We start from the raw sequence: 26111 nt of genomic DNA on the forward strand, positions 1-26111 counted from the left end.
CCTCAGGCAGCGACCGCGCGGCCCTCGCGGTTGAAGAAGTGGAGGACAGAAGGATCGAGCACCACGTTCACCGCATCGCCGGCCTGCAGCGCGGTGCGGTCGTTCTGGCGCGCGATCAGCGGCACGCCGCCGACATCGACGTGGATCAGCGTGTCGGCGCCCAGCGCCTCGATCAGCTCCACGCGTGCCGGCGCGCCGCCGCCTGCGCCCGGGTTCACGCGCAGGCCTTCGGGCCGCACGCCGAGAAAGCCGTCGCCCGGCAGCCGGCCGCCGGTCTGCGCCGAGAAGCTGGGGATCGCGCGCGCGTCCACCATGTTCATCGACGGCATGCCGATGAACTGGGCGACGAACTGGTTGGCCGGCCGGTCGTAGAGGTCCATCGGCGTGCCGACCTGCTCGATCAGGCCGTCGCGCAGCACCACCACGCGGTCGGCCAGCGTCATGGCCTCGACCTGGTCGTGCGTCACGTAGATGCTGGTCGCGCCGAGCGCGCGGTGCAGCTTGTGGATCTCGACGCGCGTGTTGCCGCGCAGCGCCGCATCGAGGTTGGACAGCGGCTCGTCGAACAGGAACACCTTGGGCGCGCGCACGATGGCGCGGCCGATCGCGACGCGCTGCCGCTGGCCGCCCGACAGCTCCTTGGGCGTGCGGTCCAGGTACTGCGTCAGGTTGAGCGTCCTGGCGGCATGGTCGACCTTGGTCTTGATCTCGTCCTTCGACACTTTCGCCAGCTTGAGCGCGAAGGACATGTTGTCGTACACGCTCATGTGCGGATAGAGCGCGTAGCTCTGGAACACCATCGCCAGGCCGCGCTTGCCCGACGGCATGTTCGTGATGTCCTTGCCGTCGAGCGAGAGCTTGCCGCTGGTGATCGGCTCGAGCCCGGCGATCAGCCGCAGCAGGGTCGATTTGCCGCAGCCGGAAGGACCGACGAAGACGATGAACTCGCCCTTGTCGATCTGGAGATCCACGCCCTTGATGACGTGCGTGTCGCCGAAGCTTTTCTTGATGTTGTCGAGCTGGAGGTAGGCCATGGGATGTCTCCTGTTCGTTATTTGACGGCGCCGAAGGTCAAGCCCTGAACGAGCTGCTTCTGGCTGAACCAGCCGAACACCACGATCGGCGCGATGGCCATCAGCGATGCGGCCGAGAGCTTGGCCCAGAACAGGCCTTCGGGGCTCGAGTACGAGGCGATCAGCGCGGCCAGCGTGCCGGCCTTGGCGGAAGTGAGGTTGAGCGCCCAGAAGGCTTCGTTCCAGCTCAGCACCAGGCACAGCAGACCCGTCGATGCGAGGCCGCCGATCGACAGCGGCAGCACCACGTTCCTGAACTCGGTCCACAGGTTGGCACCGTCCATGCGCGCGGCCTCGAGAATCTCGGGCGGTATGTCCTTGTAGCTCGTGTAGAGCATCCACACCATGATCGGCAGGTTGGACAGCGTGAAGACCACCACCAGCGCAGTGCGCGTGTCGAGCAGGCCGGCGGTCTGCGCGAGCACGTAGATCGGCACCAGCGCGCCGACGGCCGGCATCATCTTGGTCGACAGCATCCACATCAGGATGTCGCGCGTGCGCCGGGTGCGGAAGAAGGCCATCGAGTACGCGGCTGGCGCTGCGATGAGCAGGCCGAGGATGGTCGAGCCCACGCTGGTGATCAGCGAGTTCTTCGCATAGAGCAGGTAGTCGCTGCGCCGCTGCACTTCGGTGAAGTTCTCCAGCGTCGGCTCGAAGAAGAACAGCGGCGGCACGTGGATCGCCTGCAGCTCGGTCTTGAACGAGGTCAGCACCAGCCAGCCGAGCGGAAAGAACAGCAGCAGCGTGACGGCCCAGGCGCCGACGGCGCGCAGCGTGGTGAGGAACATATTGGGTTGCATGGCGCTTCCTCAGTCCAGGTTCTTGCCGATGATTCGGATGAGAAATGCGGCCACGATGTTGGCCAGGATCACCGCGAACAGCGCGCCCGCCGAAGCCACGCCCACATCGAAATTCATCAGCGACTGCTTGAAGATCATGTAGGTGAGGTTGGTGCTCTCGTTGCCCGGACCGCCGTTGGTGGAGACGGCGATCTCGGCGAACACCGAGAGCAGGAAGATCATCTCGATCATGATCACCACCGCCATCGGCCGGCCCAGGTGCGGCAGCGTGAGGTAGACGAAGCGCTGCGGCGCCGTGGCGCCGTCCATGCGCGCGGCCTCCATCTGCTCGCGGTCCAGCGACTGCAGCGAAGTGATGAAGATCAGGCAGGCGAAGGGCAGCCATTGCCACGCCACCATGATGATCACCGACAGCAGCGGGAACTCGGTCAGCCAGTCGACCGGCTGTGCGCCGAAGCTGCGCCAGAGATCCGCCAGCACGCCGTAGATCGGGTTCATCATCATGTGCTTCCACAGCAGCGCATTCACCGTGGGCATGACGAAGAAGGGCGAGATCAGCAGCACCCGCACGATGCCGCGGCCCGGGAAGGGTTCGTTCACCAAGAGCGCCAGCAGCACGCCGAGCACCACGGTGATGACGATCACGCTGCCGATCAAGAGCAGCGTGTTCCACACTGCCGGCCAGAAATCCGGATCGGTGATGAAGTAGCTGAAGTTCTCCAGCCGCGAGAAGGTGTGCTCGCCCGGCTGCATCAGGTTGTAGTTGACGAACGAGAAGTAGATCGTCATCAGCAGCGGCACGATCATCCAGAGGAAGAGCGTGACCACGGCTGGCGCCATGAGGGCGCGGGGCAGTAGACGGTTCATTCGTAGCTCCCAGGGCGCTGAACAGAATCCAGGACTGCCGCGGATCCGGCTACGCCGGTCCGTTGGCAGTGCCCCCTGCAAAGGGGGAGGCGAAGCGACACGAAGTGCGCGCAGCCTGGGGGTTTACTTGTAATACCCGCCTTTCTTCATTTCACGCTCCGCAGCCGTCTGCGAAGTCTTCAGGGCCTGGTCGACCGTGACCTTGCCCGACAGCGCCGCGCTCATCTGCTGGCCGACAGCCACGCCGATGGCCTGGAACTCGGGAATGGCCGCGTACTGCACACCGACATACGGCGACTTGGGCAGCGTGCTGTCGTTCGCGTTGGCGGTGTCGATCGCCTTCTTTTCCGCAGTGGCGAAGCGTGCGGCCTTCAGGAAGTCGGGGTTGTCATAGGTCGACTTGCGCGTGCCGGTCGGCACCGAGCCCCAGCCTTCTTCCTTGGCCACCAGCTTGATGTAGTCCTTGGAGGTCGCCCACTTGATGAAGGTCTGCGCCGCGTCGACCTTCTGCGAGCCGGCCGGGATGGCCAGCGCCCAGGCCCACAGCCAGTTCGCGCCCTTGGGCGTGACGGCGGTCGGCGCCTGCGCGAAGGCGACCTTGTCGGCCACCTTCGACTGCTTCGGATCGCTCACGGAGGAAGCCGCGATGGTCGCGTCGACCCACATGCCGCACTTGCCTTCGTTGAACAGCGCGAGGTTCTCGTTGAAGCTGTTGGCCGAGGCGCCGGGCGGGCCGTCTTTCTTCATCAGGTCGACGTAGAAGCTGATCGCGTCATGCCAGGGCTTGGTGTCGATCTGCGGCTTCCAGCTCATGTCGAACCACTGGCCGCCATAGGTGTTGACCATGGTCGTGAGCAGCGCCATGTTGTCGCCCCAGCCCGGCTTGCCGCGCAGGCACATGCCGTAGACGCCGCCCTTGGGATCGTTGACCTTGTCGGCCAGTTCCTTCACCTGTGCCCAGGTCGGCTGGTCGGGCATCTTGAAGCCGACCTTGTCGGCCAGGTCCTTGCGGTATAGCAGCATCGAGCTTTCGCCATAGAAGGGCGAGGCGTAGAGCTTGCCGTCGGCCGACAGGCCGTTGCGCATCGCGGGCAGCAGGTCGTCGATGTCGTAGGCGGCGTCGGTGGCGATCGGGATGATCCAGCTCTTCTTGGCCCAGATCGGCGTCTCGTACATGCCGATGGTCATGACGTCGAACTGACCGCCCTTGGTCGCGATGTCGGTGGTCACGCGCTGGCGCAGCGTGCCTTCATCGAGCGTGACCCACTTGATCTTGATGTCGGGATGGGCCTCTTCGAAGAACTTGGTGAGTTTCTGCATCTCGATCATGTGGGGGTTGTTCACCGTGGCCACCACGAGTTCGGTGGTGGCAGCGTGGGCGAGGCCCGTTCCCGCGATCGCGAGCACCAGGCCCGCCTTCAGAAAACGCTTCATGGATGTCTCCTAGTGTTCGACGACGAGGCGGTCGCCGTGGCCGGATTCTGGAGACTCTGGCTTGCAGAATTGGTACGCGAATCGTCGACTTCGATACTTGCTTGCACCAGCGGATCAGTACCTTCCCTGATTTTGGAAACCAGGGATGGGCCACGGCGGGCGCAAGACTCAGTCGAACAGGCCCAGGACGCTCGCGAATAGCGCGCTGCCGGGCGACGCGAACTGCCGCAGCAGGCTGAAATGATCAGCCTCTGCCTCGACGCGGAGGGCGCTGCGGTTGCCGGCCTCCGTCCAGGTCTCGTGCAAGCGCTGGCTTTGCCGAAGGAAGGCCGGCGTCTCTGCGCCGCCGACCGCGATCAACGCGGGCACCATGCCGCCGCGCACCCGATGCAGCGGCGAGCAGGCCATGGCGCCGGCCTCGTCGAGCCGCAGCCTGTCGTTGAGCGTGGTTGCCACCAGCGGCACGAGGTCGAGGATGCCGCTCAGCGCAGCGATGCCCGCGATCGCGTCGGGTGCCGATGGCCAGCGCGACAGCGCCAGTTCGACCGCGATGTGGCCGCCCGCGGAATGCCCCGCCACCACCAGCGGCGGCGACGCGCCGCCGGGCGCGGCCGCATGCGCGCGTATCGCCGGCACCGAAGCGCGCGTGGCGTCCACGAGTTCGGCCAGCGACACGTCGGGGCACAACGGATAGTTGACCAGCGCCACGTTGAGTCCGGCCGCGATGAAGGCCGGCGCGATGAAGCGGAAGGTCGACTTGTCGCGCGACTGCCAGTAACCGGCATGGAAGTAGGCCAGCGTTCCGCGCGGCCTTCCGCGCGCGGCGAAGAAGTCGAAGGTCTGACGTTCCAGCGGTCCGTAGCGCACATCCAGCACGCAGGATTCGGCGGCCACCGCAGCCCGGCTCTCGGCCTCGTAGGCCGCGAGCAGCGCCGGGAAGGTTTCGCGCGCCTGTCCCTGCACATACTGGAACTGCGGATCGTTCATGTCCTCAGTCGGCCTTGAGGCCGGAGGACTTCACGAACCGGGTCCAGCGCTGCAGCTCGCTGCGCACCAGCGTGGCGAACTGGTCGGGCGAGTTGGCGGGCGCCGCCTCCATGCCGTACTCCGACAGCTTTTCGCGAAGCTCGGGCAGGGCCATGATGCGTGCGAGTTCCTGGTTCCATTGCAGGATGATGTCACGCGGCGTGCCGGCCGGCGCGACGAGGCCTTCCCATTCGCGCAGGTCGAAGCCCGCGACGCCGCTCTCGGCCATGGTCGGCACCGAGGGCAGCGCGGCCAGCCGGTTCGGGCTGGTCACGGCCAGCGCGTGCAGCTTGCCCGTGCGCACCATCGGCACCGCCGCCGAGGTGGTGGCGAACATGGTCGTGACATAGCCGCCGAGCAGGGCCTGCACCGCTTCGGCCGGCCCCTTGAACGGCACGTGCAGCATGTCGACCCGGGTCAGCTGGCGGAAGGATTCGCCCAACAGGTGGGCCGGCGAACCGTTGCCGCCCGATGCGTAGGTGAGCTTGCCCGGCTCGGCGCGCGCCAGCTCGACCAGTTCCTTCGCGCTGCGCGCGGGCACCGTGGGCGGCACCACCAGCGCGTTGTAGAGCCAGACCAGATTGGCGATCGGTGCGAAGTCCGCCGCGGTGTCGTAGGGCACCTTGCCGAACAGCGCGGGCAGCACCGCGTGGGTGAGGAACATCACGCCGACGGTGTAGCCGTCGGGCGCGGCCTTGGCGACGACATCCATGCCGATCATGCCGGTCGCGCCCGGCCGGTTGTCGACGATCACCGGCTGTTTCCAGGCCTGCTGCAGGCGTTCCGCGACGAGGCGCGCGAGCACATCGGGCGGGCTGCCCGGCGGCAGCGGCACCACGATCCGGATCGGTCTTGCGGGATAGCCCTGCGCCCATGCGGGCACGGCGGCCGCGAGCGGCGCCGCACCGAGCGCGCCGAGGAGTTGCCTGCGCTTCATCATGATGCCTGCGCCGCCGACGACACGGGCGGCAGGAAGATGACGTCGTAGTCGCGCGCCGCCGCCACCACCTCGGCGGGGCTCGCCATGTTGTGGATGCGCCGGTAGAGATCCAGCAGCTTGCCTGCCGGCGCGGCCCAGAACAGGGCCGTCACCGGCTCACCGTAGTTGTTGAAGAAGGCATGCGGAATGCCGCGCGGCATGCGCACCAGGTCGCCGGCGCCGGCGGAGGTCTTCTTGCCGGCCAGCAGCAGGTCGATGCGGCCGTCGAGCACGAAGATGTACTCGTCCTGGTGCGGGTGCACGTGCGGCGGCACGAAGGTCTCGACCGGGAAGGTCGCGTGCCACGAGAAGCTGTCGTCGCTGACCTGCTTGGGCACATAGATCTGGCCGAGGATGTTCCACGAGACGCCGTCGATGCCGGTCTGCGCGCGCGTGATGTCGGGGATTTCGCTGGTCACTGGGAGACTCCTTCCAGGCGGGTAAGCCGGTCGAGGGTGGGATGGACGAGAGGATTGGTGGAGGCGAAGCGCGGCTTGAAGCGCTGGCGCGCCTCGGCCAGGTCTTCTTCGTCCCAGTAGCCGATGAGGATGCCGCCCTCGGAGATGCGCGGCTGGATCTCGATCGACTCGATGGTGCCGTCGGCGATGGTCACGCGCTGGCGCGGCTGGCGCGCCCAGCGGAACAGGGCTTCATGCAGGCGCCGCCGCACGTCCTCGTGTTCCGGTGCCGCGCCCAGATCGATGAACTCGTGCGGATCCGAGGCGAGGTCGAACAGCATCGGCCGGTAGCCTTCGGCCAGCACGTATTTCCAGCGGCCGTCGGAGATCATCCGCAGCCAGGCGTCGCGCGACGGCGTGCCGAGTTCGATGCGCGAATCCTGGAACGCGTAGTCGTACTCGCAGACCACGTGCTCGCGCCAGTCACGCGGCCGCTCGCCGAACAGCAGCGGGCGCAGCGAACGGCCGTCCATGACATGCGGCACCGCCACGCCGCCGCAGGCGTCGAGGAAAGTCGGCGCCAGGTCCACCGCCTCGACCAGTGCGTCGCAGCGCGTGCCGCGCGTGGTGTCGGCGCGCGGATCGGGGTCGTAGACGATCAGCGGCGCGCGGATGATCGGCTCGTGGAAGAGATCCTTCTCGCCCATCCAGTGATCGCCCAGGTAGTCGCCGTGGTCGGAGGTGAAGACGATCATCGTGTTCTCCATCAGGCCGCGCGCCTCCATGAAGCGGAACAGCTCGCCGAGCTGGTCGTCGATCTGCTTGATCAGGCCCATGTAGCCCGGCATCACGGCATCGCGCACGCCTTCGCGCGAGAAGGTGCGCGACACGCGGTGGTTCATCATCGCGCCGTAGACCGGGTGCGGATCGTGGCGCTCGGCCTCGCTGCGCACCACCGGCAACGCGTCCTCGGGCTTGTACATGCTCGCGTAGGGCTCCGGCACGATGTAGGGCCAGTGCGGCTTGATGTAGGACAGGTGCAGGCACCAGGGCTGCTCGCCGGACTCGGCGATGAAGTCCATCGCGCGGCGCGTGATGTAGGGCGTCTCCGAATGCTCGTCGGGCACACGGGCTGCGCGGTTCGAATATTTCAGGAACCAGCCCGAGCGAATGCGGCCTTGGTCGTCGACCGTCGAGTTGGCCCAGCTTTCCCAGGGGTTGTCGCCGCCGAACCCCTGTGCGCGCAGGTAGTCGTTGTAGCTCGGATCGGGATCGTGGCCGGAATAGGGATGAATGCCGTCGTCGCGCTCGTAGGGATCGAAGCCGCATTCGGCGATGCGAACGCCGATGGTGGATGCCGGATCGATGCCCAGCCGCGACATGCCTGCCAGGTCGGCGCGCATGTGCGTCTTGCCGACCAGTACCGAGCGCACGCCCAGCGGACGAAGGTGGTCGCCGATCGTCATCTCGCCGGCCTTGAGCGGCACGAAGTTCCAGCTCGCGCCATGCGAGTGAACGTAACGGCCGGTGTAGTAGCTCATGCGCGACGGTCCGCACACCGGCGACTGCACATAGGCGCGGTCGAAGATCACGCCGCGCGCCGCCAGCGCATCGAGGTTCGGCGTCTTCAGCGTCGGGTGGCCGAAGCACGAGAGATGGTCGTAGCGCAGCTGGTCGCACATCACGAAGAGGATGTTCTTCACGCGTCGTTTCATCCGGGTCTCCTGGGGGCGGAAGTGGTCATGCGGTCGGATGCTAGTGGCCGCATCGGCCGGTGTCGCGTCACATGTTTTGATGTCGATTACCATGGGTTATCGCTCCCCGGAGTCCTCGTGCGACTGCAACACTTCCATCTGCTGCTGACCCTTGCCAGGACCGGCAGCCTGCGCGCCTCCGCGCAGATCCTCAGCGTCTCGCAGCCGGCGCTGACCAAGGCGCTGCGCCAGCTCGAGGAAGAGTTCGGCACCGCACTGGTGGTGCGCACCCCCAAGGGTGTGCGGCTGGCGCCGGCCGGCGAGCTGCTCGCCGCGCGGGCCGCGACGGTGGTGCGCGAGATCGAGCGCGCGCGTGAAGAAGTGGCGTGGCACCTGCGGCATGCGGAAGCGCAGGTGACGATCGGCGTCTCGCCGGTGGCGGCGATCCTGCTGGCGCCCGGCGCAGTGGCGCGCTTCGGCAAGCGCTGGCCGCAGGTACGGCTGCGGATGCGCGACACGCTGTACCCGCGCGCGCTGGAACAACTGCGCACCGGCGAGTTGGATCTGGCGCTCGGCCCCTTGCCCGGCGAGGGCGCCGGGCGCGACCTGCTGGTGCAGCCGCTCTTCGAGAGCCAGGCCCTGCTTGCGGCGCGCCGCGGTCATCCTCTTGCGCGCGCGAAGAAACTGGCGCAGCTGGTCGACGCGGGTTGGGTGCTCACCGGTCCGGCGGGCGGGCCGGGCGATCCGCGCAACCTGTCCTTCGATGCGACGGGCGAGCGCACGCCGCAGGTCCGGCTCGAGTGCGAATCCTTCGCCACCCTGCTGGCCCTGATGCCCAGCCTGGACGTCATCGGGATCATGCCCAGGGGCTTCTTCGATCGCTACGGGCCCGCCATGGATCTGGTCGAGTTGCCAATCACCGATGTGTTGCCCAACACCACGATCCACGCGGTGTATCGCGCCGATGCGCCGCTGACGCTGCCGGCGCAGCGGCTGCTGGACGCGTTCATCGCGGAGGCCCGGGCGCAACGCAAGGGCTGATGCGCCGCGGCGCGAACCGGGCTCGCGTTGCCGTCGACGCTCAATCCATCGCGTCAGGAAATCGTTCGATGTGGCCTTGTCCGCGGTGCGAGAAATACTCGACGTGGTGCCCGGCAATCCAGACGAAGTACCCGACGCAGCCGGCCGCCATCGCCAGCTGCATGAATTCCGGATAGCGCAGCTCGTCGCGCTGCGCGCCGCGGATGGCGGCCTGCAAGGCGGCCGCATCGAAGGCTTGCGGAACCGCGATCTCGGGTGCCGGCAGCGGCACCGCATGCCACTCGCCGGAAGGCAGGTAGTAGGTGGCCTCGCGGCGGCGGAAATCGGCGTGGTAGGCCTCCACGCCCGCGGCCTTCAGCAGGGCCACGCCCTCGCCGAAGGTGCTGCGTCCGGCATGCGTATCGGCTGCGCTGCGTTCGATGGTGCTCTTGATCGAATGGTCCATGGTGATGCTCTCCCTTGAAAAAATCGCGCGCCCTCAGTCGGTCGGAACGTGGCGCAGTTGATGAATCCGCACGAGCTCCCGCATCAGCCGGACGAGCTCTTCGCGCGACGCTGCGGGCAGCGGGCCGAAGAACGCCGCGTCGTTGCGGTCCGCGAGCCGGGCCAGACGCGGCACCAGCTCGCGGCCCGATCGGGTCAGCCGGATGCGGTGCGCGCGCAGGTCCGTCGCGTGGGCCACGGTTTCGGCCCAACCCTTGGCGACCAGGCGCGCGACGATCTTCGACACCGCGCCCTTGGTCATGCCCAGTGCCGCGACCAGCGCTGCCGGCGCAGCGTCCGGCGCGTCGAAGAGATGCCGCAGCGCAACCCATTCGGACACCGAGACGCCCTCGGCCTCGATCCGTGCCTGGAACGCGGCGGACACATGGTTGGAGACGAAGCGAAGCCAGAAGCCGACATGCGAATCCAGTGCGCTGACGGCTCCATCCGCGTGGGGATGACGTTGGGGTGGAGCGCTGGTTCGGCGTGGCTGCGGCATGGCGGTACGGGGAGTCGACGGGTGCTTCTCAGTATAGTTTCCAGGGAAACTATGTCAAGCCATGGCGCTTGCAAACCATTTCGCCAAAAAGCCACGCCGATGGCCCCTGGGTTCGAGCAATTTGTCACCACTCGCGCTGTCGATCCGATGAACCCATGGCGCAGAGCAAATGTTAAATGTGAAAATGTCACATAAGGTAGTATCACGACACATCTAGACACGCGCTCCACGAGGTGTCCCCGACCAGGATCCGGATCGCGAAGCGATCGAAAGATGACCGATGCATCAGGTGAAGAAACAGCTGCCGAACGCACTTTCGCTCGCAAGCCGACCTCGCCCGCGGGCTCGGCGCCTGCCGGCGCGAGGCTTCACGTTGATCGAGCTGATGGTGACGGTCGCGATCGTCGCCATCCTCGCGGCGATAGCCTATCCGTCGTACATCGCCTACATCGTGCGCTCCAACCGGGCGGCGGCGCAGGGCTACATGCTGGAGCTCACCAACCTGCAGCAGCGCTACTTGCTCGATGCACGGACGTATGCCCCGGACCTTGCGACGCTGAATTCGACCATCCCCGCGAACGTGTCGTCTAACTACAACGTCACGACGCCGCTCAAGGTCGGAACGACACCGCCGGGCTTTACCGTCACCGCCACGCCGATCAACGCCCAAGCCGCCAGGGACACCGCCTGCGCGATTCTGACCATCGACGAAACCGGGTTGAAGAACGCGACAGGACCCCAAGGAGTTGCAGGGTGCTGGTAAGCCGCGGCCATCGGCGGCGTCATGCACGCGGCTTCACGCTGATCGAATTGGTGACCACCATCACGGTGATGGCGGTTTTTGCCGGACTGGCGCTTCCCTCGTTTCGCGAGTTCGTTGCCAACCAGCGCATTCGCAATGTGTCTTTCGACCTGATGGCCTCGTTGACGCTCGCGCGCAGCGAGGCCGTGACGCGCGGCATCCCCGTGACGCTGAAACAGTCCTCCACCAGTTGGGACCAGGGCTGGAAGGTGATCGCGACCGACGCCAGCAACACGATCATCCAGAACCAGGAGGCCTACAAAGGCCTCTCCATCACCGATTCGGCCTCGCTCGGCGCCGTTTCCTACGGGAAGGATGGCCGCGCCGTGACGGCGAGCACCAAGTTCACCGTGGCGCCATTGATCACGATGACGGGCGTCAATTCGCGCTGCATCTCGATCGGCCTGAGCGGCGTGCCGAGCAGCAGCATGGGAGCTTGCCAATGATGCTTCGCTCCCGGACGCGCACCGTCCACAGGATCAAACACCAGAACGGCATCGCGCTCATCGAGGTGCTGGTTTCGCTCGTCATCCTGCTGTTCGGCCTGCTCGGTCTGGCTGGCGTGAGCAGCCGCGCCAACCTTGCCGAAATGGAGTCCTACCAGCGCATCGTGGCCGTGCAGCTGGTGCAGGACATGGCCGACCGCCTGAGTGCGAACCGCAAGGTCGCGACCTGCTACTCGAACGGGACGACCGGCATTCAACTCGGCTCCGGCGCCACGACCATCCCGGCCTGCACGGCGGGCAATGTCCAGCAGCAGACGCAAGCCGCTGCCGACCTCGCGGCCTGGAGAAACATGATCAAGGGACAGGCCGAAAAGACCCAGTCGGGCACCAGTCTCGGCGCCATGATCGGTGCAGTCGGCTGCGTGACGCTCGACGACCCCGTCAACAACATCTATTTGATCGCCGTCTCCTGGCAGGGCCTTGCCAAAACCGCGGCGCCGACCTTGTCCACCGGCTCCGCCTTCCCGTGCGGCAACGGTGCCTATGGCGACGAGAAGCTGCATCGCGTCATCACCACCAAGGTTCAGATCGGAACGCTGTCATGAAGGTGCGCAAGCTGTCTCGCGGGCCTCGCCATCACCGCGGCTTCACGCTGGTCGAGCTGATGGTGGCCCTCACGCTCGGCCTGTTCCTGATCATCGGCCTCATCAGTCTCATCGTCTCGACGATCAGCACGCGCTCCGAGCTGGACAAGTCCTCGCGCCAGATCGAGAACGGCCGCTACGCCCTCGAGTTGCTCAGCGAAGATATCCAGGCCGCCGGCTTTATCGGCCGGACCGGGAGTACCGCCTTCAACCCTGTCCTGCCGATCGCCTGCCCCACGAACATCGCGAGCCTGGGCTACTCGGCGGCCACGAACCCGGGCACATCCAGCGTGCCGCTGCCGATCTACGGGCCGAGCGCGGCGCCGTCCTGCGTCAGCAACGTCATGGTGGGCACGGCCATGCTGGTCGTTGTACGTGTGAGCACGAACCCCGTGCTGGCGCCTGCATCGGCCGTCGCGACGGAAACCTACCTCCAAGTCTCCGCCTGCGGCACCGACACGGTGCCTTTCGCAATCGCCAGCGGCGCTTCCACCGCGAGTTTCAACTTGATGTCGAAGGATTGCGTGTCGAGCAAGCCCGCGCCCCTGCGCAAGGTCGTGCAGCACCTCTACTACGTGAGCACCTGCAATGTGTGCGGTACCGACACGACCCCCACGCTCAAGATGGCCGAGTATGTCAACGGCGCGATGACCATCACGCCGCTGGTCGAGGGCATCGAGAATCTGCAGTTCGACTACGGCATCGACATCGATGGCAACGGTTCGCCCGACTGCTACACCAGCAATCCGACCAGCCCGCCTCTCGCCGAGATCGCAACTTCCGTCTGTCCGCAGACGACGCCGCCCTACGACTGGACGATCGCTGCCAACAACTGGGGCAACGTGATGGCGGTACGCATTCATGTCCTCGCACGCAGTACGGAAGGCAGCGCTGGCTGGACCGACAAGCGGAATTACGACCTGGGTCTGGCCGTGCCGGCCGCGGGCCCGTTCAACGACCAGATCAAGCGCCACGTCTACAGCACGGTCGCGCGCCTGTACAACATCTCGGGCCAAAGGGAAGCGCCATGAACGATCTCGCGCATCGCGGTGCGAAGCACACCCAATCGGGGGCCACGTTGCTGATCTCGATGATCTTCCTGGTGGTGCTCACGCTGATTGTCGTGTCGGCCATCAAGGTGACCAACGTCAACACCAAGCTGGCCACCAACATGCAGATCCAGAAGGAATCGGAAGCGGCTGCCCAGCAGGCGATAGAGACCGTCATCAGCACCGACTTCACCACGCTGGCGCCGCCCCAGACGGTGCCCGTCGATATCAACAACAGCGGGCAGCCCGGGTCGACCTACCAGGTCAGCATCTCCCCGCCGCCGACATGCGTCAGCGTCAAGCCCATCAAGCTGAGCGAACTCGATGCGAGCAACGCCGACGACGTGCCTTGCTATGCAAGCGGCGCGGGGCAGAACACCGGCATCGTCGGCGCAGGAACAAGCGGCGACTCGCTGTGTGCGAATTCGAACTGGGAGATCACGGCGACCGCGACCGCGCCCGGCGCGGCCGCGAGCGCGGCCGGCGTCATAGCGACGACGAACACCACGGCGGTCCAGGGCGTTGCCACGCGCGTCGCACTGGGCAGTTCCTGCTAGACGGACCGTTCATGCGCTGCCCCACCCACTTTTCGACCCGCCTTGCTCCGAGGAAGTCCCTGCCATGAAATCTTCCCTCTTCATCAAACTGGCATGGGCCTGCGTCATCCTGCTGGCCGGGGTCGCCGCCCGCGCCGACGATATCGATATCTACGGTGGGGTCGCCGGCGGGGCGGCCCCCAACATCCTCATCATTGTCGACAACACATCGAGCAACGACGCGAACTACCCGTCATCCTGCCCATTCTCCAGCGCGGCACCGAACCTGCCCAACATCACTTTGTTGGACATGGTGTACTGCTCCGTCTATGGCGCGCTGGATGCGATCAAGAAGCAGCCTTCGTTGTATGGCAAGTTGAATATCGGCCTGATGAGCGGCGGCTCGGGCTCCAACAAGGGGGGTCAGATGTACTACCCCGGCACATCGCCCTACAACCTGCCGTCGATGGATCTCACCGGCATCACGAATTTCCAAAGCGTCATTGCCGCCGGAATTCCGAAGGCGACCGGCAACGCCAAGCTGGATGGCGACATGCAGGAAGCGTGGGCCTGGTACACGGGTACCACCGGGCCGAGATCGGGGACGTCCTATGCAGCCCACATCGGCACCCAGTCCTGCCAGAAGAGCTTCATCATCCTGATCGGCGCGGCGTCGAAACAGGGCCGGCCGGACAACGGATCCGGCTTCACCAGCGCGAGCGACCTCGCCGCTGCCGGCGCGACCGCTGCGCAGCAGGTCCCGATCAACACCTCCAACCTGGGCTCCAACACAGGTGATGACGGCGCATGGATCGACGAATGGGCGCGCTTCTTCAACCAGTCGAATTTCAATACCAGCGATCCGACCGATCCGCAGAACATCGTCACTTACACGATCGCTGCCGGCGGAACTGCGCCTGACTACACCCAGATTCTGCGCAGCACCGGTATCCAGGGCGGCGGTAAATCCTTTGTCGCCGGCGATTACAACTCGATGGTTCAGGCGCTCCTGCAGATCTTCAACGAAGTGCAGGCCGTCAACAGCGTCTTCGCCTCGGCGAGCCTGCCTGTCAGCACGAATGCCCAGGGCACCTATCTCAATCAGGTTTTCATGGGCACCTTCCGGCCGGACGCCACGGGCGCTCCCCGCTGGATGGGCAATCTGAAGCAGTATCAATTGGGTGTGGACACCAGCAATCCCGTGAGTCCGGTGGTCTATCTCGCCGACGCTTCCCGGGGTCCGTATCAACCCAATACCACGGCCAACTCGGCCTTGAGCTCGGCCGGCACGGGCTTCATTTCGCCGACGGCGATCAGCTTCTGGACCCGCAAGGATCTGACCACCTCGCCGGACGCTGCGCCACCGACCGGTACCAACGGGTTCTGGGTCAACCATCCGCAGGGCGCGAGCGGTGCGTTCGATTCACAGGACGGCGAATTCGTCGAGAAGGGTGGCGTGGGCCAGCAGATCCGGCTTGCCAACCTCAAGGACGACTACGCGGCGAATCCCGCCGGGCCGCGCAATGTCTATACCTGCCTGGCAACAGGCGGCGCCAACTGCGCATCCAATGCCCTGCTTTCGTCGATGCCTTTCGCAACGACCAACACGAACATCACGGCAAGCATCCTCGGCACCAATGGCCCGGCGATGGCCATCTCGTCGATCACTCGCAGCACCAACACTGCGACGGTCACGCTGGCTGCGGCGCCCAGTCCTGCGCTCACGCCGGGCCAGGCCATCACGGTCGCGGGATCGAAGTACCCGGAGTTCAACGGGAACTTCTCCATCACGCCGCTGACCGCGACGACCTTCAGTTATCCCGTGACCGTGGATCCGCCCACGCCATCGAGCGGCAGCTACAGCGTCAGCGTGCCCTCCAATCCGATCAAGATCACGTCGCTGGTCCGATCGGGGACGACCGTCACTGCCACCACCGCCGCAGCGCATGGCTATGTGACGGGAAAGACGGTCACGATCGCCGGCGCGGCGGGTTCGCGCTACAACGGCAGCTACACAGTCACCAGCACAGGTGCCAACACATTCACCTACGTCATCACCGATGGCCCTGCGACGCCGGACGGCGGGGGCAAGGCCACTGTCGGGACTACGTCGTATGTCATTCCCGCCGCCAGCATCGTGCGCGACGCGAGCAATGCGAGCAATGTCTCCAACGTCACTGTCTCGTTCTCTTCGAACATCACCTTCGGCGTCGGGAACCAGGTCACGATCAGCGGCGCCGGCACGGGCGGTGTCAGCCCGTACAACGGGACCTGGACCATCACGAGTTGTCCCAGCGGCTCCAGCAAGAAGAGCTTCTGCTTCAATATCCCTTCCACGCCCAACTCACCGGACACCGGTTCCTCGATCACCGCAGACGGTGGGACCAGTCCGCTCGCCATCACGAACCTCACGTACACGACGGGCCCCTGTTCGGCCACCGCCTATTCGACAGTGCTTGTCACTGCCACTACGCCGTCGAAGCCGACTTTCGCGGCCGGAGACACGGTGAGTGTGGGAGGGACGGTCGCAGCCAACGAGAGCGCGTACGTCGGCAGCTTCAAGGTCGTCGGCGTCTCGTCCACCGGCTTCACCTACAACATTCAGACCAGCCCCGGCAGTGCCTCGAGCTGCACCGATACCACCGCGGGCATGACGGCGTCGGCGCAAGGCGTGAGCAGGGATGCGCTGATCAATTGGGTGCGCGGAAGCGACAACGTCGGCGACGAGCAGAGCCCGGGCGGCGGCATCACGGTCCGTCCGTCCGTGCACGGCGACGTGCTGCACTCGCGCCCGGCCGTCGTCAACTACGGAGGCTCGACCGGGGTCGTGGTGTTCTACGGCGCCAACGACGGCATGTTCCGTGCCGTCAACGGCAATCAGCCGCCCACCGCCAATGGCGCACCCGCGCCGATGGGCTTCTGCACCGTGTCTTCCGACTGTGCGATCGGAGGGGTCGCGCCGGGCGGAGAACTGTGGAGCTTCGTGCCGCCCGAGTTCTACTCGAAACTCCAGCGGCTCTACAACAACAGCCCGGTCGTCAAGATGCCGAGCACGCCGACGGGCATCGTTCCCACGCCGCAGTCGAAGGACTATTTCTTCGACGGGAGTCCGAGCGTCTACCAGAACGGCAGCACCGCCTACATCTTTCTCGCGGCGCGACGCGGCGGCCCGGTCCTCTACGCGCTCGATGTGAGTTCGCCGACGGCGCCGCGATTCATGTGGAAGCACACGAACCAGGATGCCGGATTCACCGAACTCGGCCAGACCTGGTCGCAACCCAAGGTGGCGATCCTCAGCTGTCGCCAGAACCCGAATTACGACCCTCTGGCTTGTGATCCTTCGGCCACTCCGCCGAAGGATCCGGGATATCCGGTGCTGGTATTCGGCGCCGGCTACGACACGAACGAGGACATCGAGCCGCCGGCTGCGGACACGATGGGTCGCGGCATCTTCATCTTGGATGCCGTCAGCGGCAATCTCCTGTGGAGTGCCAAGCCGGGCGGAAGCACCGACAGCTGCATCGGGAACCCGTGCAAGCTGCTGAGCATGACGTACGCCGTGCCGGCCGACGTCACGCTGGTGGACCGTGATTTCGACGGCTTCATCGACAGGCTGTACACGGCCGATCTGGGCGGCAATATCTGGCGTGTGGACCTGAAGCCGCCGGCGGGCGCGCCGAATTTTGGCCCGAGTACCTGGCAGACGACCTTGTTCGCGGCGCTGGGCGGCACGGGGACCACGAAGCGCAAGTTCTTCTTCCCGCCCGACGTCGTGCTGACGAAGAACTTCGACGCGGTGCTGGCGGTCACGGGAGACCGGGAGCATCCGCTGGCGAGCCAGCAGGCCAACAGCATCGTGAATCGCTTCTACATGATCAAGGACACGAACGTGGGCATGAGCGCGTCCGGCTGGACCGCGATGCGCGACGACACGAGCAGCACCGCCGATGCTCAGCCTCTCTCGCTGTTCAATGCGACATCGACGCCCTATGCCGGGTCTCTCAATGGCTTCTACGTGACCCTGCTCGGGCTGGACAGCAAGGGCAATACGTCGCTCGGCGAGAAGGGGGTGAACGCACCCACCACCGTGGGTGGGCTGGTTCACTTCGGAACCAACCAGCCCTCGGCGCCCAGCGCGAACAGCTGCAAGGCCAATCTGGGTACGGCACGCAGCTACGAGATCAATTTCATCAACGGCACAACGAACCAGACCGTCCTCGATGGCGGCGGCCTTGCGCCCTCGCCGGTATTCGGCATGGTCACGCTCATCATCGACGGAAAATCGAAGCAGATCCCCTTCCTGATCGGCGCGGGCGGCGGCGGCGGTGGCGCCGATTCGCGCTCGAGCATCGGCGCACAAAGGCCGGACATTCCGATCAAGGCGACGAGGAAGAGGACCTATTGGTATCGGAACATCGACCCCTGATTGTTGAGCTCGCGCGGATTTCCCCGCCTTTCCGGTTCGCTCGATGTCGGACAGCACCTTCGTCGGAAGGGGCTGTCCGACATCGAGCCGACTGTCACGTGTTTGCTACATTAGCCCGCTATCCACTGGATTCACCGAACGGACGTGTCATCTCTTCATGGATAACCGACTCGCTTGGGCCCAGGCCGCCTGTGCACGCGTCATGCGTCCATTGGTCAGGCTGGGGTTGGCCTTAGGGCTCAAGCATCGGCACCTGGAAGAGTTGATGCGGGATCTTCTCCTGGACGAGGCGCGCCGCGTGTGGCGCGCCCAGGGCGTCAGCGAGCCGAACATCAGCCAGTTGTCCGTCACGACGGGATTGAACCGCAAGGCGATCACCGCCAAGGTGCGGGAGACGGCCGACGCTTTGCCCAGCATGGACGTATCGGCCGCCGCAAAGACGTTCACGATGTGGTTGCAGGTACTCGCCGATGACCCCGCATCCCGGCGTCTGCCGATCACCGCTGAGGCGCAGGCGCAGTCCTTCGAGAAGCTGGCCAGGCAAGGCAGCCGCGGCAACGTCCATCATCGCGCGATCCTGGACGAGCTGGTGCGGCTCAACATGGTGAGCGAGGACGGCGGATACGTCGAGCTGAAGGCCGATGGCTTCGTGCCCGCGCAGGATCTCCAGTCGATGCTCGCGTTCATGGGGGACAATTCACGCGATCATCTGCTTGCTGCCGTCTCCAATATCCTGGGCGAACGATCGCCGATGCTCGAGCGGTCGGTGTATGCGAACGGCCTGAGCTTGCAGGACTGCGAGAATATCCATGAACTCGTGCGGCGGCGTTGGAACGCGCTGCATCTCGAACTCACCCGCGAGATGACCCGTGCTGTCGATGGGGCGGGAGACGCAGGCTCGGGCCGGATCCGTGTCGGCATCTATACCTATTACGAAGACGCCGAGAAACCATCGGGTAGCGGCGGAAGCGAATCATGAACACCAGATTTTGGCGCGGCGGCCTCAACACCCTTTTGATCGCACTGCTCATGTCGTGCGGCGGGGGCGGCAGTAGCAGCGGCATTGGCAGCAGCAGCAGCGGCAGCGTTTCGGCGAGTGTCGCCGCATCGACCGACGGCGCCACGCTCACTGCGGCCGTCGTGTCGGGCGGCACGGACAGCGGCAGCACCGGCAGCAGCGCGGCCAGTGGATCGACAACCACCGCCTCGAACGGAAATGGCTCGGGCGTAGGGTCTGGCGGAACGGGTATCAGCGTCGCCGGTGACGCCACCAGCGTGGGCGCGGTCGACGGCATTGGAAGCATCATCGTCAACGGCCTTCGCTACGACATCGACAACGCGGCCATCGATCTTCGGGATGCGGCGGCCCTGCAGATCGGCATGTCGGTCGAGGTCATGGGCTCGGTCGACGCCTCGTTCACGAATGGTGTCGCCACGCAAGTGACGTCCGCTGCGGATTTGCGCGGGCCGGTCACGGCCATCGATCCCATCGGGGGCAGCTTCGTCGTCATGGGGACGACGGTGACCATCGACGAGGCAACCGTCTGGGCCGATGTGTCCGGACTGGCCAGCCTGATACCTGGCACCACGATACAGGTCTGGGGCCTTCCGGCAAGCCCTGGCGTACTGCGCGCCACGCGTGTCCAGCAACAGATCCCGAGTGCAGCACCCATTGCAACGGGAACCGTTCAGCAACTGGATTTGGCAAGAGGTACTTTTGCGCTGGGCGGCCTGACGGTCGCGTACGGTTCAGCGAGTTTTGCCGGTGGCATCGACCCGACCACGCTGACGAACGGCACCATCGTGCGTGTCCGTGCGGACACCCAGGCCTCACCGGGCTTGCTCACGGCCACGCAAGTCGAAAGCTGGTACCCGATCCCCGGGGCGACCGGCACGCCGATCCAACTGGAAGGCGTGATCACGAACTACGCGGCGCTGAACTCCTTCCAGGTCCTGGGAAGATCCATCGATGCTTCCGCCGCCCAGATCACCGGAGGGCAAGCCTCCAAGATCGGCAACGGGGTCAAGATCCAGGTCGGCGGCACGCTTGTCAATGGCGTGCTGGTTGCGACGGAAATCAAGATCAAGCACATTCCGGGCGCTGGCGCGCTGCCTTCTTTCACGCTCATCGGCTCGATAGGCAACTATGTCTCGGCAGCGAGCTTCCGCGTGCATGGGCAATTGGTGAACGCCAGCGCGCCTGACGTGGCGTTCGTGAACGGAACACAAGCAAACCTGGCGAACGGCGTGAAGGTGACGGTCGTGGGCGCCGAGGTCGTGAATGGGATCCTGCTCGCCAGCCAGGTCAGCTTCGGTCCATAGCCGCGATCGAGGCGATCAGCCGGCTTGCGTTACGCTTCCACCAGCACTCTTGAAATTGAAAGACACTATGAAAAAGATTCTGACTCTGATGCTCGCCGTCGGTGCGCTGGGTTCCGCCAACGCGCAGCCCAGTGTCGGCGTGTCGATCGGCATCAACCAGCCGGGCGTCTACGGCCGCATCAACATTGGTGATCTTCCACGACCCGCTTTGATTCTTCCCCAACCGGTGATCATTGCCCCCGCGCCAGTGCAGCGACCGCCGATCTATCTCTACGTGCCAGCAGCGCATCAGCAGAATTGGCGCCGTTACTGCGGGCGCTACAACGCTTGCGGCCAGCCGGTGTACTTCGTACAGGAATCCTGGGTTCGCCAACGCTACGAGGCAGAGCATCCTGGCTGGGGGCGCGGCCGGCATCGTGGCTGGGAGGACCACGGTCACCGTGACCACGATCGTGGCTGGGACCACGAGCACGATCGTGGCCATGGCCATGATCGCGGCCCTGGGCATGGTCGCGGGCACAACCATTGACGCGAGGGCGAGCGTGTTTTCATCTGCGTCAAATTCGGAGCGCCACGCATTTCAATCTCGCTATGCGCAAAGCGGATTCTTGCGAAGCACCGAAGGTCCACCCTAGCGTCTGAAGTCGCCGCTCGTCTTGACGCGCATGCCAGCGCGACAGGAGGCCGAGGCCTTGCGCCACGCAAGCCATCCCACTCGCGTCCCCGGCAGCGATGCTCCCTTGCGGCCATATGTCGCCCTGGGTTTCGATGAGGCGTGGTGCGTCTGAATCCGTGACGAATCGCCGTGCACGAATTCGAGTTGTCGTCTTACAAGCGCATGCCGCACCATGTACGAAAACAGCATTACAAAATGGAAGTTTTTCACATTTCCAGGATTCGTTCATGAACACGCAACAGAGGTTATTGAGGCAGCCATTGAACGCGGATCGATGCCTGTTTCAAACGTCGGGACGGATGCTGTTCGGGTGTGCTGCGCGGTCGACCGATCCATTTCGACGACAACCGTCTGAATGAGTTCGGCAACAAGCTGCGCGTGCCGATGTTTGCCGCGGTCTTCGCCGCGCATTCGAGCAATGCAGTGCGAGTCGCTGATTCATAACACCGTGACGCTATTCCAATGCCACTGACCACCTCTGTTGCCGAAGACAGCGAGATCATTTCTTCTTTCGGAAGGATGACGCATGCGAATTGCTGAGTGGGTGAAGAAGGCAGCGATATCGGTGGCGGTTGTGCTCGCCGCCTGCGGCGGTGGCGGTGGCGGAGGGGGCGGCGGCTTCCCGGTGGTCGCGCTTCCCGCAGCCGGTTCACCGGGCACTGCATCCGTCAACCTGAGCGGTACCGCGAGCTACGACGCGGTCCCGAACCCGGCAGGTGCATTGGTCTACTCGGCGAGTGCGTCCAGGCCCGTTCGCGGCGCGGTCGTCGAGATCGTCAACGGCGCGTCGGTCATCGCCACCACGACCACAGACGCCAACGGCGCGTACTCGGTGACAGTGCCTTCAGGCACACCCATTGCCGTCAGAGTCAAGGCGCAGTTGCTGCAGGTCGGCAGCGGCCCTGCGTGGGATGTGAGCGTGCGCGACAACACGCAGTCGGATGCCATCTACAGCATGGAAACACCTGTGTTCTCGTCCGGCACCGCTGCCATCGTGCGCGACGTCCATGCGCCTTCCGGCTGGGACGGCACAGCTTACAGCGCGACCCGGGTGGCGGCGCCGTTCTCGATCCTCGACACGGTCTACACTACGCAGACCAAAGTCCTGTCGGTGGCGCCCATGGCCATCTTTCCGCCGCTGCGGCTGTTCTGGAGCGTCAACAACCTGCCGGCCAACGGCGACCCCTCGCTCGGTCAGATCGGCTCGACCTTCTTCACCGCGGGCGATCCCAGCGGCCGCGCGATCTACGTCCTCGGCAAAGCCGACGTGGACACCGACGAATACGACGCCTCGGTCATTGCGCACGAATGGGGCCACTACTACCAATCGGTCTTCAGCCGTGACGACTCGCCCGGCGGCAGCCATTCCCTGACCGACCGCCTGGATCGGCGCGTCGCATTCTCCGAAGGCTGGGGCAACGCATGGTCCGGCATTTCGCTGGAACGCAGCAACTACACCGACTCCGCCGGACCGGGTCAGGTCCAGGGAGCCAATCTCGATCTCACTGCCGGCGTGACATCGAACCCGGGCTGGTTTCGCGAGGCCTCGATCCACTCGATCCTGTGGAAGCTGAACAGCCAGGTCGGCTTCAAGCCGATTCACGACACACTCACGGGCCCCTTCAAGAGCGGGGTCGCGCTGACGTCCATCCATTCCTTCACCGCGGCCTTCGAGGCCGCTGCCCCGGGCAGTGCGCCGGCCTTGGTGAGCCTGCTCGTCGGCCAGAGCATCAGCGCGGCCACGAGCGATCCCTTCGGCAACGCCGAAACGAACAATGGCGGCATCGCGCTCGCACTGCCCATGTACCGGCAAGCGACTGTCGGCGGCAACACGACTGCCTGCGTGTCCAACCTGGCCGGTGCAGGCAACAAGCTCGGCAACTTCGCCTACCTGCGCTTCAACCTGCCGGCCGCGGCCAACCACATGATCACGGTCGCCGGGCCTTTGGCCTCCGACCCGGATGTCACCGTCTACAGCGGACACCCGATCGCCCAAAGCGAGGGCCCCGGCCCGACCGAGAGCGCGCTGGTCAACCTGCCTGCCGGTACCAGCGTGCTGGCGATCAACGATTTCAACAATGCCTCGGCGAACACCTGCTTCACCGTCACCATCCAATGAGGAGCAGATCCATGAACAGAACTGGCAATCTGGGCGCGTCGTTCATGCTGCTTGCGCTCGTACTCTGCGCGCCATTGCAGGCCTGCGCTGACGGCAGAAACAGGAGCGCTGCCGGCATGACAACGGCGCCGAGCAAGGTGAACGGTTCGGGTGTCACCGTCCAGTACCGGGTCGATCCGCTGCCGCAGGCGGGCCAGGCGACCTCGATCGTGCTGAGCTTCGACGGCATCACCGACCCCGCAGGCGCGACGGTCCAGTTGCGCAGCGACGCCGGGCTCAAGCTCGGCTCCGCCGCGACAACGCGCACGCTGCCGGCCGGCGAAGTCTCGAACTGGACCGTCGAGGTCGTGCCCGCGGCCCAGGGCATCGGCTATCTCCATGTGTTCACGACGCAGAACGGCACGACCAGTTCGATCTCGATTCCCGTGCAGGTGGGCAAGGCACCCCCCAGCATGCCGTCGATGGGGGAATTGAAGGCCGGGCCGGGCACCGAGAAGATCCTCTCGATGCCCGTGAAGTAGCGACGTTGACCGGATGGTTGGCAACAGCCTGGCGGAGGTCGCCTTGCCGTCCCATATCCCATGTTGTCCCGTGCCAACGACCATCAGGCCGTTGCGCTCATTGTCCATTGGAGCGTTCGATGTTCAGACCCGAATCAGATACCGCCGATGATCCGCAGCGACGGTCGCTCTGGCAGGCCCCGGATGGCAGCACCGCACCGGAAGCTCTCGCGCGATCTCTCACGCGCTCGCAGAAACGCCTCAAGCGCTGCGTCGACATCGTCGGGGCGGCTGCGCTCCTGATCGTGCTCAGTCCGGTGTACCTTGCCTTGTGCGTGGCGGTGCAGGTGAGCATGGGCCGCCCCGTGCATTTCTGGCACAACCGGGTCGGCGAGGGCGGCAAGCGCTTCCGGTTCTACAAGTTCAGGTCGATGTTGCGCAACTCTGAAGGGGTGCTCGAGGAATACCTGAGCCGCAACGACATGGCCCGCACGCAGTGGGACACTTTCCAGAAGCTGGAAGCGGACCCCCGCATCACGTTCCTGGGGCGGCTCATCCGCAAGTCGAGTCTCGACGAACTGCCCCAGCTCTGGAACGTGCTGAAAGGTGACATGAGCCTGGTCGGTCCCCGGCCTTGCATGGAGCGCCAGCGAAGCCTGTACGGGCAGCACTGGGGCCACTACTGTTCGGTCAAACCGGGCATCACCGGTCTGTGGCAGGTGAGCGGGCGCAATCGGCTCTCGTACGCACAACGCGTCGCACTGGACGTCGAATACGTTCGTCGCTGGTCGCTCTGGCTCGACATCAGGATCCTTTTGAGGACGGTCAGAGCCGTGGCCTTCGGCGAGGGGTCGGGTTGACCTTGAACGACGGCCCCATCGCGCTCATCACTCATGTGTGACAGCCACCACCTGCTGAATCATTGGCGCTGTCCGGTTGGGAGACATTGCGCCGGGCATGCCATTGGCATGCGGCTCGCCGCAGTCCGCGGAACAGGCGCTACGGCGTCCGGACTTCGACAGTGACGTGCGACAACGAGCGGAATCTGCCCAGCTTGGCCCGATAGAAATCACACCCGCGCGGCGCAGCGGTCACGACCGAGACGATCGCGCCGAGGTGGCCGGGGCCAAGACGCCAAAGGTGCAGGTCGACCAGCCGATCACCGTCGGCTTCGATGGCCTTGCGAACATCCTCGCTCATCTCCCGATCGACGTTCATGTCCAGCAGGATCGCGCCGGTGTCGCGGATCAGCCCGTACGACCAGTTGGCGATCACGAGCGCGCCGACGATGCCTACCGCCGGATCCATCCAGAGCCAGCCGAAGAGTCGCGCAGCGATCAATCCCAGGATCACCAGCACCGAGACAGCGGCGTCGGCCATGACATGGACCAGGGCGGCCCGGAAGTTGTTGTCCTGGTGCGTCTTTGCGCCGACGCTGAGATGCTCATGCTCATGCTCATGCTCATGCTCATGCTCATGCTCAGCGTGTGAGTGGCCATGCCCGTGATGATCCCCGCCGCTGCTCAGCAGCCATGCACTGGCCAGGTTGACGAGAAGGCCGAGGACCGCAATCGGAATGGCCTGGTTGAAATCGATACCGACAGGCGTCAGCAAGCGGCTCACGGCCTCATAGCCGATGAGCAGAGCGATCATGGCCAGCACGATGGCGCTGGTGAAGCCCGCGAGATCCCCGAGCTTTCCGGTGCCGAAGGTGAAGCGCGCATCGGTCGCATGGCGCCGGGCGTAGGTGTACGCCAGCGCCGCGATCAACAACGCGCCGGCATGCGTGGACATGTGCAGGCCGTCGGCCACCAGGGCCACGGAGCCGAACAGCATGCCGCCGACGATCTCGGTCACCATCATGACGCCGCACAGCCCGATCACGATCCATGTCTTGCGTTCGCTGCGCTCGTGCCCGGCGCCGAGGAAGACATGGCTGTGTGCCGCATTCTTCGAGGTCATATTCGCCTCACTCATTTGAAGTAGCTGTGGACGAGATCGACGAGCTGGTCGGCGGCATCGCGATCGAGTGCGCCGCGGTGCTTGACCGGATCGACCAAGTGGGTTCGGATGTGGTCTTCGACAACCTCGGCCAGCAAACTGTTCATTGCCCCGCGGCTGGCGGCGATCAGGTGCATGACCTGGGCGCAGCCCACTTCGCCTTGCAGCCCGCGCTCGATGGCATCGACTTGACCGCGGATGCGGCGCACCCGGTTCAGAAGCTTCTGCTTCTCGTGGATGGTGTGGCTCATGGTTGTTCAGATAGGGTAGGGGGGTATCCTATAAGAATCGGATGC

25 protein-coding genes are annotated in these 26111 nt (G+C 65.1%); 13 read left to right on the top strand and 12 right to left on the bottom strand.

Annotation, left to right across the window (positions count from 1 at the left end; translation table 11 throughout):
• Positions 1-2: 2 nt before the first annotated feature.
• The 8 genes from E5P2_RS09230 to E5P2_RS09265 all read right to left on the bottom strand — a co-directional run bounded on the left by E5P2_RS09230 (position 3) and on the right by E5P2_RS09265 (position 8292).
• Positions 3-1034, bottom strand: coding sequence for an ABC transporter ATP-binding protein (locus tag E5P2_RS09230; protein ID WP_162566802.1), 1032 nt, complete (start codon positions 1032-1034; stop codon positions 3-5).
• A gap of 17 nt (positions 1035-1051) precedes the next feature.
• Positions 1052-1873, bottom strand: coding sequence for a carbohydrate ABC transporter permease (locus E5P2_RS09235; RefSeq protein WP_162566803.1), 822 nt, complete (start codon positions 1871-1873; stop codon positions 1052-1054).
• 9 nt (positions 1874-1882) lie between these two features.
• Entirely contained in the window at positions 1883-2740 is an 858-nt protein-coding gene (locus E5P2_RS09240; protein ID WP_162566804.1) for a carbohydrate ABC transporter permease, read from the bottom strand.
• 123 nt (positions 2741-2863) lie between these two features.
• Positions 2864-4174 carry an ABC transporter substrate-binding protein gene (locus tag E5P2_RS09245; RefSeq protein ID WP_162566805.1) on the bottom strand — a complete coding sequence of 437 codons (1311 nt, stop codon included), beginning with the start codon at positions 4172-4174 and terminating at the stop codon, positions 2864-2866.
• Positions 4175-4342: 168 nt separating this feature from the next.
• A complete protein-coding gene (locus E5P2_RS09250) occupies positions 4343-5161 on the bottom strand; it encodes an alpha/beta hydrolase (RefSeq protein WP_162566806.1) in 819 nt (272 codons plus the stop codon).
• 4 nt (positions 5162-5165) lie between these two features.
• On the bottom strand, positions 5166-6137 hold the full coding sequence (locus E5P2_RS09255) for a tripartite tricarboxylate transporter substrate binding protein (protein ID WP_162566807.1): 972 nt from the start codon (positions 6135-6137) through the stop codon (positions 5166-5168).
• Entirely contained in the window at positions 6137-6598 is a 462-nt protein-coding gene (locus E5P2_RS09260; protein WP_162566808.1) for a cupin domain-containing protein, read from the bottom strand. The genes E5P2_RS09255 and E5P2_RS09260 overlap by 1 nt, the downstream gene beginning before the upstream one ends.
• Positions 6595-8292, bottom strand: coding sequence for an alkaline phosphatase family protein (locus E5P2_RS09265; RefSeq protein ID WP_162566809.1), 1698 nt, complete (start codon positions 8290-8292; stop codon positions 6595-6597). Before E5P2_RS09265 ends, E5P2_RS09260 begins: the two co-directional genes overlap by 4 nt.
• Positions 8293-8409: 117 nt before the next feature.
• Between E5P2_RS09265 and E5P2_RS09270 the strand changes: the two genes are divergently transcribed.
• Positions 8410-9312, top strand: a complete 903-nt coding sequence (locus tag E5P2_RS09270) for a LysR family transcriptional regulator (protein WP_162566810.1) — start codon at positions 8410-8412, stop codon at positions 9310-9312.
• Between the two features lie 40 nt (positions 9313-9352).
• Here the strand turns inward: E5P2_RS09270 and E5P2_RS09275 are convergent, their stop codons facing one another.
• Both E5P2_RS09275 and E5P2_RS09280 read right to left on the bottom strand, forming a co-directional pair.
• Entirely contained in the window at positions 9353-9757 is a 405-nt protein-coding gene (locus E5P2_RS09275; protein ID WP_162566811.1) for a DUF1398 domain-containing protein, read from the bottom strand.
• 33 nt (positions 9758-9790) lie between these two features.
• A complete protein-coding gene (locus E5P2_RS09280; protein ID WP_174262652.1) occupies positions 9791-10294 on the bottom strand; it encodes a MarR family winged helix-turn-helix transcriptional regulator in 504 nt (167 codons plus the stop codon).
• 280 nt (positions 10295-10574) lie between these two features.
• Between E5P2_RS09280 and E5P2_RS09285 the strand changes: the two genes are divergently transcribed.
• From E5P2_RS09285 to E5P2_RS09340, 12 genes are all read left to right on the top strand, one after another.
• Positions 10575-11057, top strand: a complete 483-nt coding sequence (locus tag E5P2_RS09285; RefSeq protein WP_162566812.1) for a type IV pilin protein — start codon at positions 10575-10577, stop codon at positions 11055-11057.
• Positions 11048-11542 (top strand): GspH/FimT family pseudopilin, encoded by a 495-nt coding sequence (locus E5P2_RS09290; RefSeq protein WP_162566813.1) that lies wholly within the window; start codon positions 11048-11050, stop codon positions 11540-11542. Before E5P2_RS09285 ends, E5P2_RS09290 begins: the two co-directional genes overlap by 10 nt.
• A complete protein-coding gene (gene pilV, locus E5P2_RS09295) occupies positions 11539-12147 on the top strand; it encodes a type IV pilus modification protein PilV (protein ID WP_232080633.1) in 609 nt (202 codons plus the stop codon). Before E5P2_RS09290 ends, pilV begins: the two co-directional genes overlap by 4 nt.
• The gene (locus E5P2_RS09300) at positions 12144-13217 is read left to right on the top strand and encodes a PilW family protein (RefSeq protein ID WP_162566814.1); all 1074 of its coding nucleotides are present in this window, start codon (positions 12144-12146) and stop codon (positions 13215-13217) included. The genes pilV and E5P2_RS09300 overlap by 4 nt, the downstream gene beginning before the upstream one ends.
• A complete protein-coding gene (locus tag E5P2_RS09305) occupies positions 13214-13792 on the top strand; it encodes a pilus assembly PilX family protein (protein ID WP_162566815.1) in 579 nt (192 codons plus the stop codon). Before E5P2_RS09300 ends, E5P2_RS09305 begins: the two co-directional genes overlap by 4 nt.
• Before the next feature lie 64 nt (positions 13793-13856).
• Positions 13857-18197 carry a hypothetical protein gene (locus tag E5P2_RS09310; protein WP_162566816.1) on the top strand — a complete coding sequence of 1447 codons (4341 nt, stop codon included), beginning with the start codon at positions 13857-13859 and terminating at the stop codon, positions 18195-18197.
• A gap of 157 nt (positions 18198-18354) precedes the next feature.
• Complete coding sequence (locus tag E5P2_RS09315) at positions 18355-19176, top strand: DUF6502 family protein (RefSeq protein WP_162566817.1); 822 nt, start codon at positions 18355-18357, stop codon at positions 19174-19176.
• Positions 19173-20519, top strand: a complete 1347-nt coding sequence (locus E5P2_RS09320) for a DUF5666 domain-containing protein (RefSeq protein WP_162566818.1) — start codon at positions 19173-19175, stop codon at positions 20517-20519. The genes E5P2_RS09315 and E5P2_RS09320 overlap by 4 nt, the downstream gene beginning before the upstream one ends.
• 67 nt (positions 20520-20586) lie before the next feature.
• A complete protein-coding gene (locus E5P2_RS09325; protein ID WP_162566819.1) occupies positions 20587-21048 on the top strand; it encodes a hypothetical protein in 462 nt (153 codons plus the stop codon).
• Positions 21049-21721: 673 nt separating this feature from the next.
• On the top strand, positions 21722-23314 hold the full coding sequence (locus tag E5P2_RS09330) for a hypothetical protein (protein WP_162566820.1): 1593 nt from the start codon (positions 21722-21724) through the stop codon (positions 23312-23314).
• Positions 23315-23430: 116 nt separating this feature from the next.
• Positions 23431-23835 carry a hypothetical protein gene (locus E5P2_RS09335; RefSeq protein ID WP_232080634.1) on the top strand — a complete coding sequence of 135 codons (405 nt, stop codon included), beginning with the start codon at positions 23431-23433 and terminating at the stop codon, positions 23833-23835.
• Positions 23836-23954: 119 nt separating this feature from the next.
• Entirely contained in the window at positions 23955-24674 is a 720-nt protein-coding gene (locus tag E5P2_RS09340) for a sugar transferase (protein ID WP_162566822.1), read from the top strand.
• Positions 24675-24813: 139 nt separating this feature from the next.
• On the opposite strand, the gene dmeF is transcribed toward E5P2_RS09340, so the two are convergent.
• Both dmeF and E5P2_RS09350 read right to left on the bottom strand, forming a co-directional pair.
• Positions 24814-25791: a CDF family Co(II)/Ni(II) efflux transporter DmeF gene (gene dmeF / locus E5P2_RS09345; RefSeq protein ID WP_162566823.1), complete on the bottom strand. Its 978-nt coding sequence runs from the start codon at positions 25789-25791 to the stop codon at positions 24814-24816.
• Positions 25788-26066, bottom strand: a complete 279-nt coding sequence (locus E5P2_RS09350) for a metal/formaldehyde-sensitive transcriptional repressor (RefSeq protein WP_162566824.1) — start codon at positions 26064-26066, stop codon at positions 25788-25790. Before E5P2_RS09350 ends, dmeF begins: the two co-directional genes overlap by 4 nt.
• Positions 26067-26111: the final 45 nt, after the last annotated feature.

Origin of the sequence: Variovorax sp. SRS16 (assembly GCF_901827165.1) — a bacterium.
Lineage (GTDB): Bacteria > Pseudomonadota > Gammaproteobacteria > Burkholderiales > Burkholderiaceae_C > Variovorax.